The 15,074-nt window shown below is 68.5% G+C and carries 14 protein-coding genes and 1 pseudogene; 6 read left to right on the top strand and 9 right to left on the bottom strand.

Annotated features, from left to right (window positions below; translation table 11 throughout):
* Positions 1-2: 2 nt before the first annotated feature.
* The 7 genes from MKL20_RS28780 to MKL20_RS28750 all read right to left on the bottom strand — a co-directional run bounded on the left by MKL20_RS28780 (position 3) and on the right by MKL20_RS28750 (position 6,933).
* Positions 3-926, bottom strand: a complete 924-nt coding sequence (locus tag MKL20_RS28780; protein ID WP_244039547.1) for an amino acid ABC transporter substrate-binding protein — start codon at positions 924-926, stop codon at positions 3-5.
* A gap of 393 nt (positions 927-1,319) precedes the next feature.
* Positions 1,320-2,462: a branched-chain amino acid ABC transporter substrate-binding protein gene (locus MKL20_RS28775; RefSeq protein ID WP_244039546.1), complete on the bottom strand. Its 1,143-nt coding sequence runs from the start codon at positions 2,460-2,462 to the stop codon at positions 1,320-1,322.
* A 50-nt stretch (positions 2,463-2,512) separates the two neighbouring features.
* On the bottom strand, positions 2,513-2,881 hold the full coding sequence (locus MKL20_RS28770) for a DUF6867 family protein (protein WP_244039640.1): 369 nt from the start codon (positions 2,879-2,881) through the stop codon (positions 2,513-2,515).
* Between the two features lie 5 nt (positions 2,882-2,886).
* Positions 2,887-3,684 carry an ABC transporter ATP-binding protein gene (locus MKL20_RS28765; RefSeq protein ID WP_244039545.1) on the bottom strand — a complete coding sequence of 266 codons (798 nt, stop codon included), beginning with the start codon at positions 3,682-3,684 and terminating at the stop codon, positions 2,887-2,889.
* Positions 3,681-4,610 carry an ABC transporter ATP-binding protein gene (locus tag MKL20_RS28760; RefSeq protein WP_244039544.1) on the bottom strand — a complete coding sequence of 310 codons (930 nt, stop codon included), beginning with the start codon at positions 4,608-4,610 and terminating at the stop codon, positions 3,681-3,683. Before MKL20_RS28760 ends, MKL20_RS28765 begins: the two co-directional genes overlap by 4 nt.
* On the bottom strand, positions 4,610-6,016 hold the full coding sequence (gene livM / locus MKL20_RS28755) for a high-affinity branched-chain amino acid ABC transporter permease LivM (RefSeq protein ID WP_244039543.1): 1,407 nt from the start codon (positions 6,014-6,016) through the stop codon (positions 4,610-4,612). The genes MKL20_RS28760 and livM overlap by 1 nt, the downstream gene beginning before the upstream one ends.
* Positions 6,016-6,933, bottom strand: coding sequence for a branched-chain amino acid ABC transporter permease (locus tag MKL20_RS28750; protein ID WP_244039542.1), 918 nt, complete (start codon positions 6,931-6,933; stop codon positions 6,016-6,018). The genes livM and MKL20_RS28750 overlap by 1 nt, the downstream gene beginning before the upstream one ends.
* 244 nt (positions 6,934-7,177) lie before the next feature.
* Between MKL20_RS28750 and MKL20_RS28745 the strand changes: the two genes are divergently transcribed.
* The 5 genes and pseudogenes from MKL20_RS28745 to MKL20_RS28725 all read left to right on the top strand — a co-directional run bounded on the left by MKL20_RS28745 (position 7,178) and on the right by MKL20_RS28725 (position 12,188).
* A complete protein-coding gene (locus MKL20_RS28745; protein ID WP_244039541.1) occupies positions 7,178-8,458 on the top strand; it encodes a dicarboxylate/amino acid:cation symporter in 1,281 nt (426 codons plus the stop codon).
* Positions 8,459-8,661: 203 nt separating this feature from the next.
* On the top strand, positions 8,662-9,567 hold the full coding sequence (locus MKL20_RS28740; protein ID WP_244039540.1) for an amino acid ABC transporter substrate-binding protein: 906 nt from the start codon (positions 8,662-8,664) through the stop codon (positions 9,565-9,567).
* Between the two features lie 110 nt (positions 9,568-9,677).
* On the top strand, positions 9,678-10,352 hold the full coding sequence (locus MKL20_RS28735) for a DUF1007 family protein (protein ID WP_244039539.1): 675 nt from the start codon (positions 9,678-9,680) through the stop codon (positions 10,350-10,352).
* Positions 10,343-11,335 (top strand): nickel/cobalt transporter, encoded by a 993-nt coding sequence (locus MKL20_RS28730; protein WP_244039538.1) that lies wholly within the window; start codon positions 10,343-10,345, stop codon positions 11,333-11,335. The genes MKL20_RS28735 and MKL20_RS28730 overlap by 10 nt, the downstream gene beginning before the upstream one ends.
* Positions 11,336-11,473: 138 nt before the next feature.
* Positions 11,474-12,188: pseudogene (locus tag MKL20_RS28725) on the top strand (hypothetical protein).
* Here MKL20_RS28725 and MKL20_RS28720 read toward each other — a convergent pair.
* Together MKL20_RS28720 and MKL20_RS28715 are read right to left on the bottom strand one after the other, a co-directional pair.
* Positions 12,189-12,776: a histidine phosphatase family protein gene (locus MKL20_RS28720; protein WP_244039537.1), complete on the bottom strand. Its 588-nt coding sequence runs from the start codon at positions 12,774-12,776 to the stop codon at positions 12,189-12,191.
* A 38-nt stretch (positions 12,777-12,814) separates the two neighbouring features.
* Entirely contained in the window at positions 12,815-13,210 is a 396-nt protein-coding gene (locus tag MKL20_RS28715; RefSeq protein WP_244039536.1) for a VOC family protein, read from the bottom strand.
* Between the two features lie 405 nt (positions 13,211-13,615).
* Between MKL20_RS28715 and MKL20_RS28710 the strand changes: the two genes are divergently transcribed.
* A partial coding sequence (locus tag MKL20_RS28710; RefSeq protein WP_244039535.1) for a methyl-accepting chemotaxis protein occupies positions 13,616-15,074 on the top strand: 1,459 nt, incomplete at its 3' end.

Below are 15,074 nucleotides of genomic sequence, written 5' to 3'. Positions count from 1 at the left end.
TCTCAGTAGGCCGCCGGATCGGGGCTCGCGATCGGCGTCGTGAACTGCTTCTGCATCTCCGCGCTCATCGGCAGGTTGAGGTTGATGTTGCGCGGCGGGATCGGCTTGGTGAACCACTTGTCGTAGAGGGCCTTGCCCTCGGGGCTCGTGTAGAGCTTGGCGGTGGCCTCGTCGGCGACCTTCTTGAACGGCGCGTCGTCCTTGCGCACCATGATCCCGTAGGGCTCGGGCTTCGACAGCGCCTCGGTGGAGATCTCGAAGGCCGACGGATCCTTCGCGGAGGCCGCCAGCGAGGCGAGCAGCACGTCGTCCATCACGAAGGCCACGGCGCGGCCGGTCTCGACCATCAGGAACGCCTCGGCATGGTCTTTGGCCGGCAGGATCGTGAGGCCGAGCTTGCGCTCGGTGTTGGCCTCGTTGATCTGCTTGATGTTCGTGGTGCCCGAGGTCGACACGACGGTCTTGCCCTTCAGGTCCTCGATCGTGTGCAGGTTGGCCGACTTCTTCGAGACATAGCGGGTCGCGGTGAGGAAGTGCGAGTTGGTGAAGTTCACCTGCTTCTCGCGCTCGGCGTTGTTCGTGGTCGAGCCGCATTCGAGGTCGATCGTGCCGTTCGCCATCAGCGGGATGCGGGTGGCGGAGGTGACCGGGTTGAGCTTCACCTCAAGGTTCGGCAGGCCGAGATTGGCCTTCACGGCGTCGGCGATCTTGAAGCAGATGTCGAGGGCGTAGCCGACCGGCTTCTGGTCGCCGCCGAGATAGGAGAACGGCACGGAGGCGTCGCGGTAGCCGATGACGATGGCTCCGCTATCCTTCACCTTCTTGAGGGTACCGGTCAGGTCCTCGGCCCGGAGACTGAGGGGGGCCAGGGCGAGGCTCAGGCCGAGCGCCGCGGCAAGGCCGCGGCGAGCGATATCAGACTGCATCGGTACGGAACTCCTGGATCAGGCCGAACGGGATCGGCTGGCGGCTTGGCGCTCGGGCCCGCCCGCTCGGGCGACGCCTTTGCAATGATGGTGCCGGGAGGCTGGCCGCGGCGCCACACGGGACCGTGGCAGACGACGTAAGAACGACCGTCGCCGGTGCGCGAGCATCCGCAGTCGCGTGTCCCGCCGCCGTCATCCGGTCCCCTCCGGCTCGTCGAGGCACCCTGCTCGTCCGCGCCGCCGGCATCATGCACAATTCTTGGGCGTACGCACGGGGTGGCGCACGCGGAACAGCGATTAAGGCTGACGAATCCACCGCGCCGAACACACAGACGCCGCCCCGCATAGTCATGCGGGGCGGCGCCGGCTCGGAGTGCGGTCGGAACGACTTGGTCAGTTCACTTTGGTCAGTTCGTTGCCGGTGTAGTCGATCTTGCCGTCGGCGCCCTTCTTCCACTCGTACAGGACATAGTCCGGCCGGGTGATGTCGCCCTTCTTGTCATAGGCGATCGGGCCGACCACCGTGTCGACCGCCTTGCCCTGGTGCAGCCACTCGGCGAGCTTCTTGCCGTCGCTGGAGCCGGTCTCGGCCATCGCCTTGGCCAGCACCTGCACGGCCGCGTAGGAGTAGAGCGTGTAGCCCTCGGGATCGATGTTCTTGGCCTTGAACGCAGCGAGCGCCGCCTTGGCGTTCGGGTTCTTGCGGGCGTCCGGCGGGAAGGTGGTCAGGGTGCCCTCGGCGGCCGGACCGGCGATCGCCACCAGCTCGCGGTCGACCATGCCGTCGCCGCCCATCAACGGGGCCTTGAGGCCCTGGTCGCGCATCTGGCGCAGGATCAGCCCGGCCTCGGTGTAGTAGCCACCGAAATAAACGATGTCGACGTTGGCTGATTTCAGCTTGGAGACCAGCGCCGAATAGTCCTTCTCACCCGGGTTGATGCCCTCGAACATCACCGGCTTCACGCCCTTGGCCTTGAGCACCATCAGGGTCTCGTCGGCCAGACCCTTGCCGTAGGGGGTCTTGTCGTGGACGAAGGCGATCTTCTTGTCCTTGTAGTTCGCGACGAGGTACGTGCCCGCCACGGCACCCTGCTGGTCGTCCCGGCCGCAGGTGCGGAACGTGTTCCACATCCCGCGCTCGGTGAACTTCACGTTGGTGGAGGCCGGGGTGACCTGGATGATGCCGGCGTCGAGATAGACGTCGGAGGCCGGGATCGACACGCCCGAGTTATAGTCGCCGACCACCACCTTCACGCCGTCGCTGGCGAACTTGTTGGCGACCGAGACGCCCTGCTTCGGGTCGGAGGCGTCGTGGCCGACCGTGACCGTCAGGGTCGTGCCCTTGAGGGTGCCGGCCTTGTTGAGGTCCTCGACGGCCTGGCTGGCGCCGTTCTTGATCTGCGCGCCGATGGCGGCGCTGTTGCCGGTGATCGGCGCGGCGATGCCGAGCTTGACCTCAGCGGCGAAGGCTCCCGTCTCTCCGGCCGCAGCGATCAGCGTGCCGAGGGCGAGCCCGGCCAACAGAATCGATCTCATCGCGAACATCCCCTTCGATCGTTAGTCCGCCCCGGTGGATCCGGCCGAACTCACCCGACCTCACCGGAGACGGGCGCCCGCTCGCGCCACGTCAGGGGGGAGGTCTTCTCGTAGAGCCAGCGGTACTGGCTCGTCATCTGGCGCGTGCGCGTGACCCGAAAGCCGACCGTGCCGATGATCATGACCACGATCGCGTCGATCGCATAGTAGTGCAGCGAGACCAGCGTCCCGGAAAACAACGCGAAATGGATGAAGCGCACGGAAGCGGCCACGAGGAGCAGCGCGGCCGCGCATTGCCAGAACGGCCGCCAGCCCCGGGCGACCGCGCGGGCGGCCATCCAGCCGGCCCAGCCACCCATCACCACGGTGACGAGCAGGAACAGCCAGGCCGATTCCTCCTCGTACAGGATCCCCTGCAGCATGCTCATGCGCCGACCGGGCCGGTATGGCCCCCCTCCAGATAGGCGGCCTTGACGTTCGGATCGTCGAGCAGCGCCCGCCCGGTGCCGCTCATCGTGACCCGGCCGTTCACCAGCACGTAGCCGCGATGGGCGAGTTTCAGGGCGTGGTAGGCGTTCTGCTCGACCAGGAAGATCGTCATGCCGTCCGTGCGATTCAGCTCCTTGATCGCGTCGAAGATGCCCTTCACCACCAACGGCGCCAGGCCGAGCGACGGCTCGTCCAGCAGCAGCAGGCGCGGGCGGCTCATCAGCGCGCGGGCGATGGCGAGCATCTGCTGCTCGCCCCCCGACATCGTGCCGGCGCGCTGGTGCAGGCGCTCCTTCACCCGCGGGAACAGGGTGCAGACCTTCTCCAGATCCTCCTGGAAGTAGCGCTCGCCGTGGAGCGAGGCGCCCATCTGGAGGTTCTCGAACACGCTCATGCGCGGGAAGACCCGGCGGCCCTCCGGCGACTGGGCGACGCCCAGCCGGGCGATGGCGTGGGTCGGCAGCCGGGTGATGTCGCGCCCGTCATAGGTGATCGTCCCCGTGCGCGCCTGGGGGCTGCCGAAGATCGTCATCATCAGGGTCGACTTGCCGGCGCCGTTGGCGCCGATCAGGGTGACGATCTCACCGTCGGCGACATCGATGTCGACGCCCCGGAGAGCGGCGACGCTGCCGTAATAGGTGGAGACGTCGCGCACCGCGAGGAGCGGGGGCCTGCCCCCCGCCTGGATCGCCCGGGTCTCCTCGACCAGGACGTTGATGCCGGCCACGCTCATACCGAAGCCTCCGAGCGGTTCACGTCCGGAAGAGTCGGGTCCCCGTGCGGCACGGTGATGCCGACCTCGGCCTCCACGGCTTCGACCTCATCGTCCTCGACGCCCAGATAGGCGGCGATCACCTTCGGATCCGCCCGCACCTCGGCCGGGGAGCCGTCGGCGATTTTTTGGCCGTAATCCAGCACGACCACATGGTCGGAGATTTCCATCACCACCGACATGTCGTGCTCGATCAGGAGCACCGACGTGTCGTGCGCGTCGCGGATATGGCGCAGGAGCGCGTTGAGCTCGGCGGATTCGCGCGGGTTGAGGCCCGCCGCCGGCTCGTCGAGGCAGAGCAGCACCGGGTCGGTGCACATCGCCCGGGCGATCTCCAGCCGGCGCTGGGCGCCGTAGGGCAGGGCGCCCGCCGGGTCGTCGGCCCGCGCCATCAGGTCGATCCGGTCGAGCCAGGCCTTGGCCCGCTCGATCGCCTCGGCCTGCGCGTCCCGGTAGCCCTTGAGGCCCAGGAGCCCGAACAGGGTGTAGCCCGAGGCGCGCATCAGCGGCTTGTGCTGGGCGACCAGCAGGTTCTCCAGCACCGTCATGCCCTGGAACAGGCGGATGTTCTGGAAGGTCCGGGCCACCCGGGCGGTGCGGTTGACCGCGTGGTTCGGCAGCCGCTCCAGCAGGTGCGTGGTGCCATCGTCATGGCTAAGCCGCAGCATGCCCTCGGTCGGCTTGTAGAAGCCGGTGATGCAGTTGAACACCGTGGTCTTCCCGGCCCCGTTCGGGCCGATCAGGGCGGTGATGTCGCCGCGCCGGGCCTCGAAGGACAGGTCGGAGACGGCGGTCAGGCCGCCGAACCGCATGGTCAGATGCTCGACGGCGAGCACCGACGGGGCGGGGGCCTGCGCCGCCGCCCGGGGATCCGGATGAAGCGCCATCAGCCGTGCCCCTCGCTCACATGCGCGCCCGAGACGGCGCGGCGCTCGCCCAGCGACACCGAGGGCAGGCGCACCGAGATCAGGCCGCGGGGCCGCCAGACCATCATCGCCACCATGGCGAGGCCGAACAGCAGCAGGCGGTACTCGTTGGGGTCGAAACCCTCGCCGAACACGGCTTTCAGGAAGCCGAGATTGCGCAGCATCTCCGGGCCGCCGACCATGGCCACCGCCGCGATGGCGACGCCGACCTGGCTGCCCATGCCGCCCAGCACCACGATCGCCAGGATGATCGCGCTCTCCAGGAAGTTGAAGCTCTCCGGGCTGATGAAGCCCTGGCGCACCGCGAAGAACGAGCCGGCGATGCCGCCGAACGCCGCTCCGAGCGCGAAGGCCGTGAGCTTGGTGGCGGTCGTGTCGATGCCGAGCGACCGGCACGCGATCTCGTCCTCGCGGAGCGCCTCCCAGGCCCGCCCGATCGGCAGGCGGCGCAGGCGCAGGGTCACGAAGTTGGTGAACAGGGCCAGCGCCAGAATAAGGTAGTAGAGGAACACCAGCCGGTGCATCGAATCGTAGGGGATGCCGAACCGGGCGGCGAAGCCGTCCTCGCCGGCGCTGAACGGGATGCCGAAGAAGGTCGCCCGCGGGATCGACGAGATCCCGGCCCCGCCCCCGGTCACGTCGGTCCAGTTGATCAGCACCAGGCGGATGATCTCGCCGAAGGCCAGCGTCACGATGGCGAGGTAGTCGCCCCGCAGGCGCAGGACGGGGAAGCCGAGCAGCATCCCCCACAGGCCGGCGAAGACGCCCGCCAGCGGCAGGCAGATCCAGAACGACAGGCCGAAGGTGGTCGACAGGAGCGCGTAGGAATAGGCCCCGACCGCGTAGAAGGCGACGTAGCCGAGGTCGAGCAGGCCGGCGAGGCCGACCACGATGTTCAGGCCCCAGCCGAGCATCACGTAGGTCAGGATCAGGATGCCGAGATCGATCCAGTAGCGGGCCGAGGACAGGCCGCCGGTGGCCGCCGCCGCGAGCGCCGGCAGGGTCAGGGCGATGCCGACGAACAGCCAGAGGCCGAGCTTGGAGGTCTTCTGGCCGGCATCGGGCTCGCCGTGGACCGCCTCCGTGGCCTGGGCCGGGGAGGGGGTCAGGGCGCGGCGGGCGTCCCGGCGCAGGAGAATCAGGCGCTGGAGGAGGCGGACGACGAAGACCGCCGCGCACAGGCACGCCACGAGGCCCCAGCGCGGGGTGAGCAGGAGGTCGCTGCCCGGGCCGGGATCGGTCCGGTACGCGATGATCGGCACGCAGAGGCCGAAGGCGACGAGCGCGTAGAGCGCGGCGTCGCGCAGGATGCCGGCCATCGCGGATCCGGGGATGGCGGCTTGGGTCGCAGGCTTGGAGTGCGCCATCAGACCTTCTCGACCTCCGGCCGACCCAGGATACCGGACGGCATGAAGATCAGCACGATGGCCAGGATCGAGAACGCGGCGACATCCTTGTACTCGATGGAGAAGTAGGCCGACCAGAACGTCTCGATCAGCCCGATGATCAGGCCGCCGAGCACGGCGCCGGGGAGGGAGCCGATGCCGCCGAGCACCGCCGCGGTGAAGGCCTTCACGCCGGGCACGAACCCGTCCGAGAAGGACACGACGCCGTAATACATCAGGTAGAGGACGCCCGCGACGGCCGCGAGCGCGGCGCCGAGCACGAAGGTCAGCGAGATCGTCCGGTCGACGTCGATGCCCAGCAGCGCCGCCATCTTGCGGTCCTGCTCGCAGGCGCGCTGCGCCCGGCCGAACGGGGTCCGCTGCACGAGATACCAGAAGCCGGTGAGCAGCACCGCCGTGACCGCCATGATCAGGCACTGCTTGTAGGACAGGAACACCGCGTAGCCGTCACGCTCGAACAGCGTGATTCCCCCCGACAGCATCGGCGGGGTCGGCTTGTTGCGCGCGCCCTGCACCACCTGGACGAAGTTCGACAGGAAGATCGAGACGCCGATCGCGGAGATCAGCGGCGCCAGCCGGAACGAGCCGCGCAGGGGCCGGTAGGCGATGCGCTCGATCGCCCAGCCCCACAGGGCGGTCAGCACCATGGCGACCACGAGGACGACCAGGAACGCCAGGGCGATCGAACTGATCCCCAGCCACGTCGTTAGAAGAAGGAAGGTGATCAGCGCGATGAAGCAGGACACCATGAACACATCGCCGTGGGCGAAGTTCACCATGCCAATAATGCCGAACACCATCGTGTAACCGATCGCGATCAGACCGTATATCGAGCCGAGCGTAAGCCCGTTGATCAGCTGCTGTACGAAAACGTCCATGTACTCTCGCGGGCGTAGGTTTTTCGTCCAGCCTGCACAAACGGCAGGCGAGCCGGGAGAGCAAGTCCCGTACCGCAGCTGCGGCGCTCCGGCCACAGGTTTCAACCCCGCACGAACGTCCCGCAAAAACAGTTAGGCGGGTCAGTAACAACCTGCGAATGGGCTTGCATCTGGCGTAGTTCCTGCTTCACGTTAACGAAAATCAGTGCTTGTCCATCCCGGGCGGCGACGAGGAGCAGTACCGATGTCGGGTTCACGGCTCACGACGTTGATTTTCATCGGCATGCTGCTCGGCATCGCGGTGGGCTACGCCTGCAGCATCACCTGGCCGGATCCCCAGACGGCCAAGGAGATCGCCGGCTACATCGCGCTGGTCTCGGACATCTTCCTGCGGCTGATCAAGATGATCATCGCGCCGCTGGTGTTCTCGACCCTGGTGGTCGGCATCGCGCATCTCGGCGACACCGCCGCGGTCGGCCGGGTCGGCGGCAAGGCGCTGCTGTGGTTCGTAGGCGCCTCGTTCTGCTCGCTGATGCTGGGCCTGGTCCTGGTCAACCTGATGCAGCCGGGCCACAACCTGAACCTGCCGCTGCCCGATGTCGGGGCCGGCACCGGCCTCAAGGCGGCCTCGCTGTCGCTGAAGGAATTCGTCACCCACCTGGTGCCCAAGAGCGCCGTGGAGGCGATGGCCAACAACGAGATCCTGCAGATCGTGGTGTTCTCGATCTTCTTCGGCGTCGCCCTGGCGGCGCTCGGCGAGAAGGGGCACTTCCTCGCCCAGGGCATCGAGGGCCTGGCCGACGTCATGCTCAAGGTGACCGGCTACGTGATGCTGTTCGCGCCCGTAGCGGTGTTCGCGGCGATCGCCGCGACGATCACCACGCAGGGGATCGGCGTTCTCATCACCTACGGCAAGTTCCTGGTCGAGTTCTACACCGGGCTCGCGGTGCTCTGGGCGCTCCTGATGGGCGTCGGCTTCCTGATGCTCGGGGGCAGCGGCATCATGCGGCTGTTCAACCTGATCAAGGAGCCGTTCGTCCTCGCCTTCTCGACCGCGTCGAGCGAGGCGGCCTACCCGAAGATGCTGACCAACCTCGAGCAGTTCGGCGTGCCCAACCGGATCACCTCGTTCGTGCTGCCGATGGGCTACTCGTTCAACCTCGACGGCTCGATGATGTACTGCACCTTCGCGGTGATGTTCATCGCCCAGGCCTACAACATCCCGCTCACCTGGGGTCAGCAGCTGACGATGCTGTTCCTGCTGATGGTCACCTCGAAGGGCATGGCCGGCGTGCCGCGCGCCTCGCTGGTGGTGATCTCGGCGACGCTGACGCAGTTCAACATCCCCGAAGCCGGCCTGCTGCTGATCATCGGCATCGACCAGTTCCTGGATATGGGCCGCTCGGCGACCAACGTGCTCGGCAACAGCATCGCCACCGTGGCGGTCGCCAAGTGGGAGGGCCAGCTGACCGCGACGGACCAGCGCCTCGACCATGTCGGCACGGTCCCCTCGCCCGCCGAGTAGGGGAGGGCCGTCCAAAGCAGTCCCCTCATCCTGAGGTGACCGCGAAGCGGGCCTCGAAGGAGGCCTCCAGAGATCGCGTGGCCGGCTGGAGCCCTCCTTCGAGGCCTCCGCTACGCTGCGGCACCTCAGGATGAGGTGGATGGGTGAGATGGCCCGGGCGCTCGGCGCCTTCGGATATGATGGTGCGGCACGGGGTGCGGGTTATGGCGATGCGGCTCGTCGCGTTTCTGGTCCTGACATTGGCGGCGTCCCCGGCTTCCGCCATCGAGGTGCTCACCGGTACCCTGAAGCGCGTGGCCGAGCGTGGCGAGATCGTGCTCGGCTACCGGGAGAGTTCGGTGCCGTTCTCGTTCGTGGAGGGCAAGCACCGGGACGGCAGCCCCCGGGCGATCGGATACGCGATCGACCTGTGCAGCGAGATCGCCGATGACATCCAGGCGGCGATCGGCCGTAAGGTGAAGGTCCGATACGAGCCGGTCACCGCCGAGACCCGGATCCCGGCCCTCACGTCGGGCCAGATCGACCTCGAATGCGGCTCGACCACCGCCAATGCCGAGCGGCGCCGGAGCGTCGCGTTCTCGCCGGTCGATTACATCAGCGCGACGCAGCTGCTGGTGAAGAAGGAGTCCGGCCTCGCCTCCTACCGGGACCTCGCCGGCAAGACTGTCGTGGTCACCGCCGGCACCACCAACGAGAAGGCGGTGCGCGACCTCCTGGCCAAGCTCAAGATCCAGGCGCAAGTGGTCACGGCCCCCGACCATGCGGCGTCCTACGCCCTGGTGAAGGCCGGCCGGGCGGACGCCTTCGCCACCGACGACGTGCTGCTCTACGGCCTGATCGCCACCGACAGCCAGGACGGGGCCAACTACACGGTGCTGCCCGACAAGCTCTCCTACGAGCCCTACGGCATCATGTTCCGCAAGGACGACCCGGAACTCGCCGGGATCGTCGCCCAGACCTTCACCCGGCTCGCCGAATCGCGCGAATTGCGCTGGACCTACGAGCGCTGGTTCGTGAAGCGCCTGCCCAACGGCGAACGCCTCGACATCCCGATGTCGAACGACCTGCGGACGAGTTTTCAGCTGATGGGCCTCGACGCGCAGGAGTGATTTTTCGGGAGGATCGGCGCGCCGCGGCGCCTCGCTTTCGCCCAACCAGGGGATGAGGAAGGGATCCCGTTTCCCTCCGTCCGCCTCTGCCGCGAGCGTGCCCCCGCCCCATGCCGATCGCCGCGCCTTTCCTCAGAGCTTACGCACTCCTTCTGGCCGCCGGCCTCGCCTGTGCCGCCACGGCCGCGTCCGCCCATCCGCACGTCTGGGTCACCGCGAAGGCTGAGCTCATCTACGAAAACGGCAAGCTCGTCAGCGTGCGGGACACCTGGAGCTTCGACCCCGAATACACGGCTTTCCTCGTGCAAGGGCTCGACGCCGATAAGGACGGCAAGCTGTCGCCCGACGAACTGGCCGGACTCGCGGCCACGAACACGGAAGGGCTTTCTCCGTACGGCTACTTCACCAAGCTGAAGGTCGGCGGAAAGGAGCAGGCCTTCGCCGACCCGAAGGAGCCGGCGATGCGCCTGGAGGGCAAGGCCCTGGTGCTGAGCTTCCTGCTGCCGCTTAAGGCGCCGATCCAGCAGGGCCGGGGCGTCGCCGCCCTGGAAGTCTACGACCCGACCTATGTTGTCGCCTTCTCCTTCGCGGAGGGCGCGGATGCGGCCACCCTCGCGGGCGCCCCGCAGGGTTGCGCCGCCACCGTCACCCGGCCGAAGACCGAGCAGCCCAAGACCGCCGAGGCCGGCTCGCCCGGCATGACCGAAGCGTTCTTCGAGGCGCTCACGGCCGCCTCGTCCTACGGGGTCCAGTTCGCCAGCCGGGTCCTGGTCGCGTGTCCGTAGGGATCGGCATCGACGCGCCGCCCCGGGTCGGGCGGCTCGGGCTGCGGCTGGGGCTCATGGCCGGCGCCATCGTGCTGGCCGCCCTCGTAGCTGCTGGGCTAGCTTGGCTGATCGCCCCCGGGATCGCCGCGCCTCCAGCGCGCTCGCCCTTCGGCATCGGTTTTCGCGAAGCGACCCCGGCTGCCACCGGCCTCGGCGGCGTGATCCTGGCCCTGCAGGCGAGCTTTTCCCGCAGCCTCAACGCCGCCGTGGCGGCCCTGAAGGGCGGCGGCGACTGGGAGCCGCTGATCGGGCTCGCCTTCGCGTATGGCGTGTTCCACGCGGCCGGCCCCGGCCACGGCAAGGCGGTGATCGCCGGCTACATTCTGGCCGGGGAGCGGGCCCTGCGCCGGGGCTGCACCTTGAGCGTCTGCGCGGCCCTGCTCCAGGCGCTGGTCGCCGGGGCGATCGTCGGGATCGGCACCGTCGTGCTGAACGCCACCGCGGCGGGCGTGACCCGGGCCGGAACCCTGATCGAGACCGTGAGCTTCACCCTCGTCGCCCTCGTCGGGCTGGCGCTGACCTGGCGCAAGGCCGGCCAGCTCGTCCAGCTCGGGACGCCCTGCGGCCCCGGCTGCACCCACCTGCCTGATGCCAGGACGCTCGACGCCCTCGACGGCTGGCGCGCGCGCGCCGGCGTGGTCCTGGCCGCCGGATCGCGGCCCTGCGCCGGGGCCGTGCTCGTTTTGGTGTTTGCGGTGTCGCAGAATGTGCCGGGGGCTGGGATCCTGGCAGTGCTAGCCATGGCGCTGGGGACGGCGCTGACCACCACGGCCCTGGCTTGCCTCGCGGTCTTCGCCAAGCGCGCGGCCCTGCGCCTCGCCGGCGGCCGCGGCCAAGCGGGTCTGCTGGCGATCGGCGGCCTGGAACTCGTGGCCGCCGCCTTCGTGCTGGTGCTGGGCGCGGCGATGCTGTCCGGCCTCGCCCTGAACCTCGGCGGCTGAACCTCGGATTCAAAAGGTCTTCGACCGTTTGCCGGTCCAGGGCGGAGCCCTGGCATCTCGGGGCCCCGGCCGCGAAATCGCGTCTCGCCAACGGGACTTAAGCGTGTCACGCTGCCGTCTCGAGGCGGAGGAGCGCGGATGCACGCCGACTTCCACACGATCCTGAACTGGCGCCTGCTGGCCGGATCGCATCCCTTCCCGGGTCCCGATCTGGACCTGCATCAACGAGGCGGCGATCGTGGCCGCGGGGCTGCCTTACAAGGCGATCCGCTCCAGTGCCGATTGCCCGCCCTGCTTCTCCCGGCCGATCGCGGCCTACGCGCTGGGCCTCAACGACGCGATGCCGGACGAGGCCCGGCCGCAATTGATCGCCTTCGTGCTGCGTCTGTCGGGCAGCGCCGACCGGCCGGAGGTCGAGGCCGCCCGCACTCGGCGCCTCGCCCTGGACAGCATCCGGCAGATCCTGGCGCCGCTCTGCGCTCGGGCTAGCATGGCTGAGCATGCCGAGGCCTGCGCGGGCGCGCCGGACCTGGCCCTGGCGCTGGCCGCCGCGCGCTCGGCCGAATGGCAGGGCGGCGCGCTCGCGCAGGAGGCGGCCCGGGCGCGGCGCTGGCGCGATGGGGCGCTGCAATCCGCGGTCGCCCGGACCGCGACGGCGGCCCAGCGCGCCGCCGAGGATGCCCGCTGTGCCGCCGAGGTCGCCGAGGGCGCGGCCCCGTTCGTGCCGGACACCTGGGTGCGGGCCTGCGCCATCCTCGACGCCGCGCTCAGCATCGGCCGGCAGGCGCCGGAGATCGACCTGCCCGGCGCCCGCGCGCGCCTCGATGCGGCCCGGGGCAGGGTGCCGGCCTGATCAGGCCAGCGCAGGCTCGGCGGCGAGGTCCAATTCGATGGAGGCGCAATTCTCCAGGAACGTGCCGGTGAGGTGATAGAAGAACGTCCCATGGCCGACCACCGCGATGGTCGTCTCGGGACGCGCCCGCAGCCACTCCCGGAACCCGGCGACGCGGGCATCGAACAGGTGGCGCGGCTCAACCGGGTAGCCGCCGACCTCGCAACCGGGCTCGGCATGCCACCAGATCTCGGGCAGGTGCCCGACATCGAGATGCGGAAATTCGGCGGCGATCTCGGAGGCCGCCCGGCCGACGTCGCAGCTGCTCTCCTGGCATTCCCGGTGCAGCACCTCGACCAGCACCCGCGGCCGGCTCGGGTGGTCGCCGAACACGATCGCAGCGGTCTCGATCGCCCGGGTCAGGGGCGAGACCACCACCAGCTCGAACGGGATGTCCGTCAGGCGCTCCCGCGCCTCCCGGGCCTGGGCCTGGCCCCGCGGGGTCAGCCGGGCATCGAGGAGGCCGGGATCGCCGCCCCCGTGCCGGTGGGCGGCGTTGAAGGTCGATTCGCCGTGGCGGATGCAGATGATGCGGGTGGTCTCGGACATGAGGCTCGGCTGTGTCGCGTGTCGGGAAGGCGGAACGCTCAGGCGAAGCGGCCGCCGCGCTGGATGACCTCGATCTTGTAGCCGTCCGGGTCGGTGGCGAAGAAGAACCGCGCCAGCACGGTCTCGCCGTGCTTGAGGGTCTTCACGTCGGTGGCCGAAAAACCTTCGCGGAGGTGGCGGGCGTGCTCGGCCTCCACGTCATCGACGACGACGGCGATGTGGCCGTAGCCGTCGCCGAGATCGTAGGGCTTGTCGCGGTTCTTGTTCACCGTGAGCTCCAGTTCGAACGGCGAGGCCGGGTCGCGCAGGTAGACCAGGGTGAAATCGTCGAACTCGTAGCGGTCCGCAGCCTCGAAGCCGAAGGCACGCGCGTAGTAATCCCGCGCACGCTCTTCGTCGCGGACGCGGATCATGGCATGGACAGGCTTGGACATTCCGGTTCCTGCGAAGAATTCGGGACGCGGCCTATGTGGCGCCATGACGGCCCGGCGGAAAGGGCGGACATCCCGTCGCGGCGCTCAACCACCGTGGCACGGCCACCGAACCTCCCTGACAAGTTGATGCTTGACGGTCGGGCACAAATTATAGACATCGTTCGACATGACCCGATACGCGGCCGCAACCGTTCATGTTTTTGGATCGTTTTTCCTGCTCAATTTGGCTCTATTGACCTCGATTTTTTAGATCAATTACCCGAAGTATTACTTTGAAATCGAAAAACTTCTTCGTCGCGCGCCAAATTTTCGGATTTTAGGGCAGAATTAACCGGCCCGTGGCATCATGGATCCTGATCAGGTCCGCGATTCGGGACCGACCTGGCCTGCTGGAACCGAACAGACATGCTGCGCCTGTCGAACCTCAAGATCATCACCAAGCTGGTGACGATCGTCTCCCTGATCGGCGTGATGGTCGGCGCCGGCGTCTGGTACGCCCAGTCGCGGATGAGCCAGATCGACGATGCCTACAGCGCGTTCATCAGCAACGAAGCCGTCGCCGTCGCCCAAGGCCGCCGCCTCAACCGCTTCGTCTTCGAACTCAACTATTACGTCTATCGGATCATCGCGGAGACCGACGCGTCCCAGATCCAGGCCGCCAATGCCGGCTTCGAGGCCGCCGTACCGAACCTGAAGGCGACGCTCACGTCGCTGCGCGAGCGCGCACCCAAATTCGCCAGCCGGATCGACGAGTTGGGGGGGCGCGTCGACCGGTTCCTGAAGGACGTGACCGAGGTGCGCCGGCTCGGCAGCAGCAACCATAACGACCAGGCGATCGCGCTGGTCCATTCGGCGATCGACCCGACCTTCTCCAGCCTGGCGGTGGACGGCAACGCGATCGCCACCGACATCAACGCCTACATGCAGAAGGGCTCCGACGACCTGACGGCCCAGACCAACGACACCCGCCTCACCCTGATGATCTTCAGCGGTATCGGGATGCTCGCGGGCCTGATCGCGGCGGCGTTCATCGGGATGGTCGGCATCACCCGCCCGCTCGACCGCCTGGTCGCCGTCCTGCAGCGGATGGCGCGGGGCGAGATCGATGCCGAGATCGCGGAGGCCGCCCGCAAGGACGAGATCGGCGCCGTCGGCAAGGCCGTGGAGGGCATCAAGGCGATGGTCGCCCGGAAGGCCGCCGAGGAGGCCGAGGTCCGGCGCGTCGCCGAGGAAGCCGCCGCGGCCGCGCGCAAGCGGACCATGCTGGAGCTGGCCGACGGGTTCGAGCGCGCCGTGGGCGGCATCGTCGGCCTGGTCTCGTCCTCGGCGACGGAGTTGCAGGCGACCGCCCAGACCATGACGGCGAGCGCCACCGAGACCGCCAGCCAATCCACCACGGTGGCGGCCGCCGCCGAGGAGGCCGCCGCCAATGTCGAGACCGTGGCGGCCGCCGCCGAGGAGCTGGGCTCCTCCGTGCAGGAGATCGGCCGGCAGGTCCTCGGCTCGGCCAGCCTCGCCCAGACGGCGGTCGGCGAGGCGGACCAGACCCATCATCTCGTGCAGGCGCTGAGCCAGGCGGCCACCCGCATCGGCGACATGGTCGGGCTGATCTCGACCATCGCCGGCCAGACCAACCTGCTGGCGCTCAACGCCACGATCGAGGCAGCCCGGGCCGGGGAGGCCGGCCGGGGCTTTGCCGTGGTCGCGTCCGAGGTGAAGGAGCTGGCCGCGCAGACCGCCAAGGCGACGGAGGAAATCGGCCAGCAGATCGGCCAAATCCAGGGCGTGACCGGCCAGGCCGTCACGGCGATCGGGGCGATCACGACGCGGATCCGGGAGATCGACTCGGTGGCGACCTCGATCG

Source organism: Methylobacterium sp. E-066 (assembly GCF_022829635.1).
Classification (GTDB): Bacteria; Pseudomonadota; Alphaproteobacteria; order Rhizobiales; family Beijerinckiaceae; genus Methylobacterium.
This window is presented reverse-complemented; position numbering and strand designations above follow the sequence as displayed.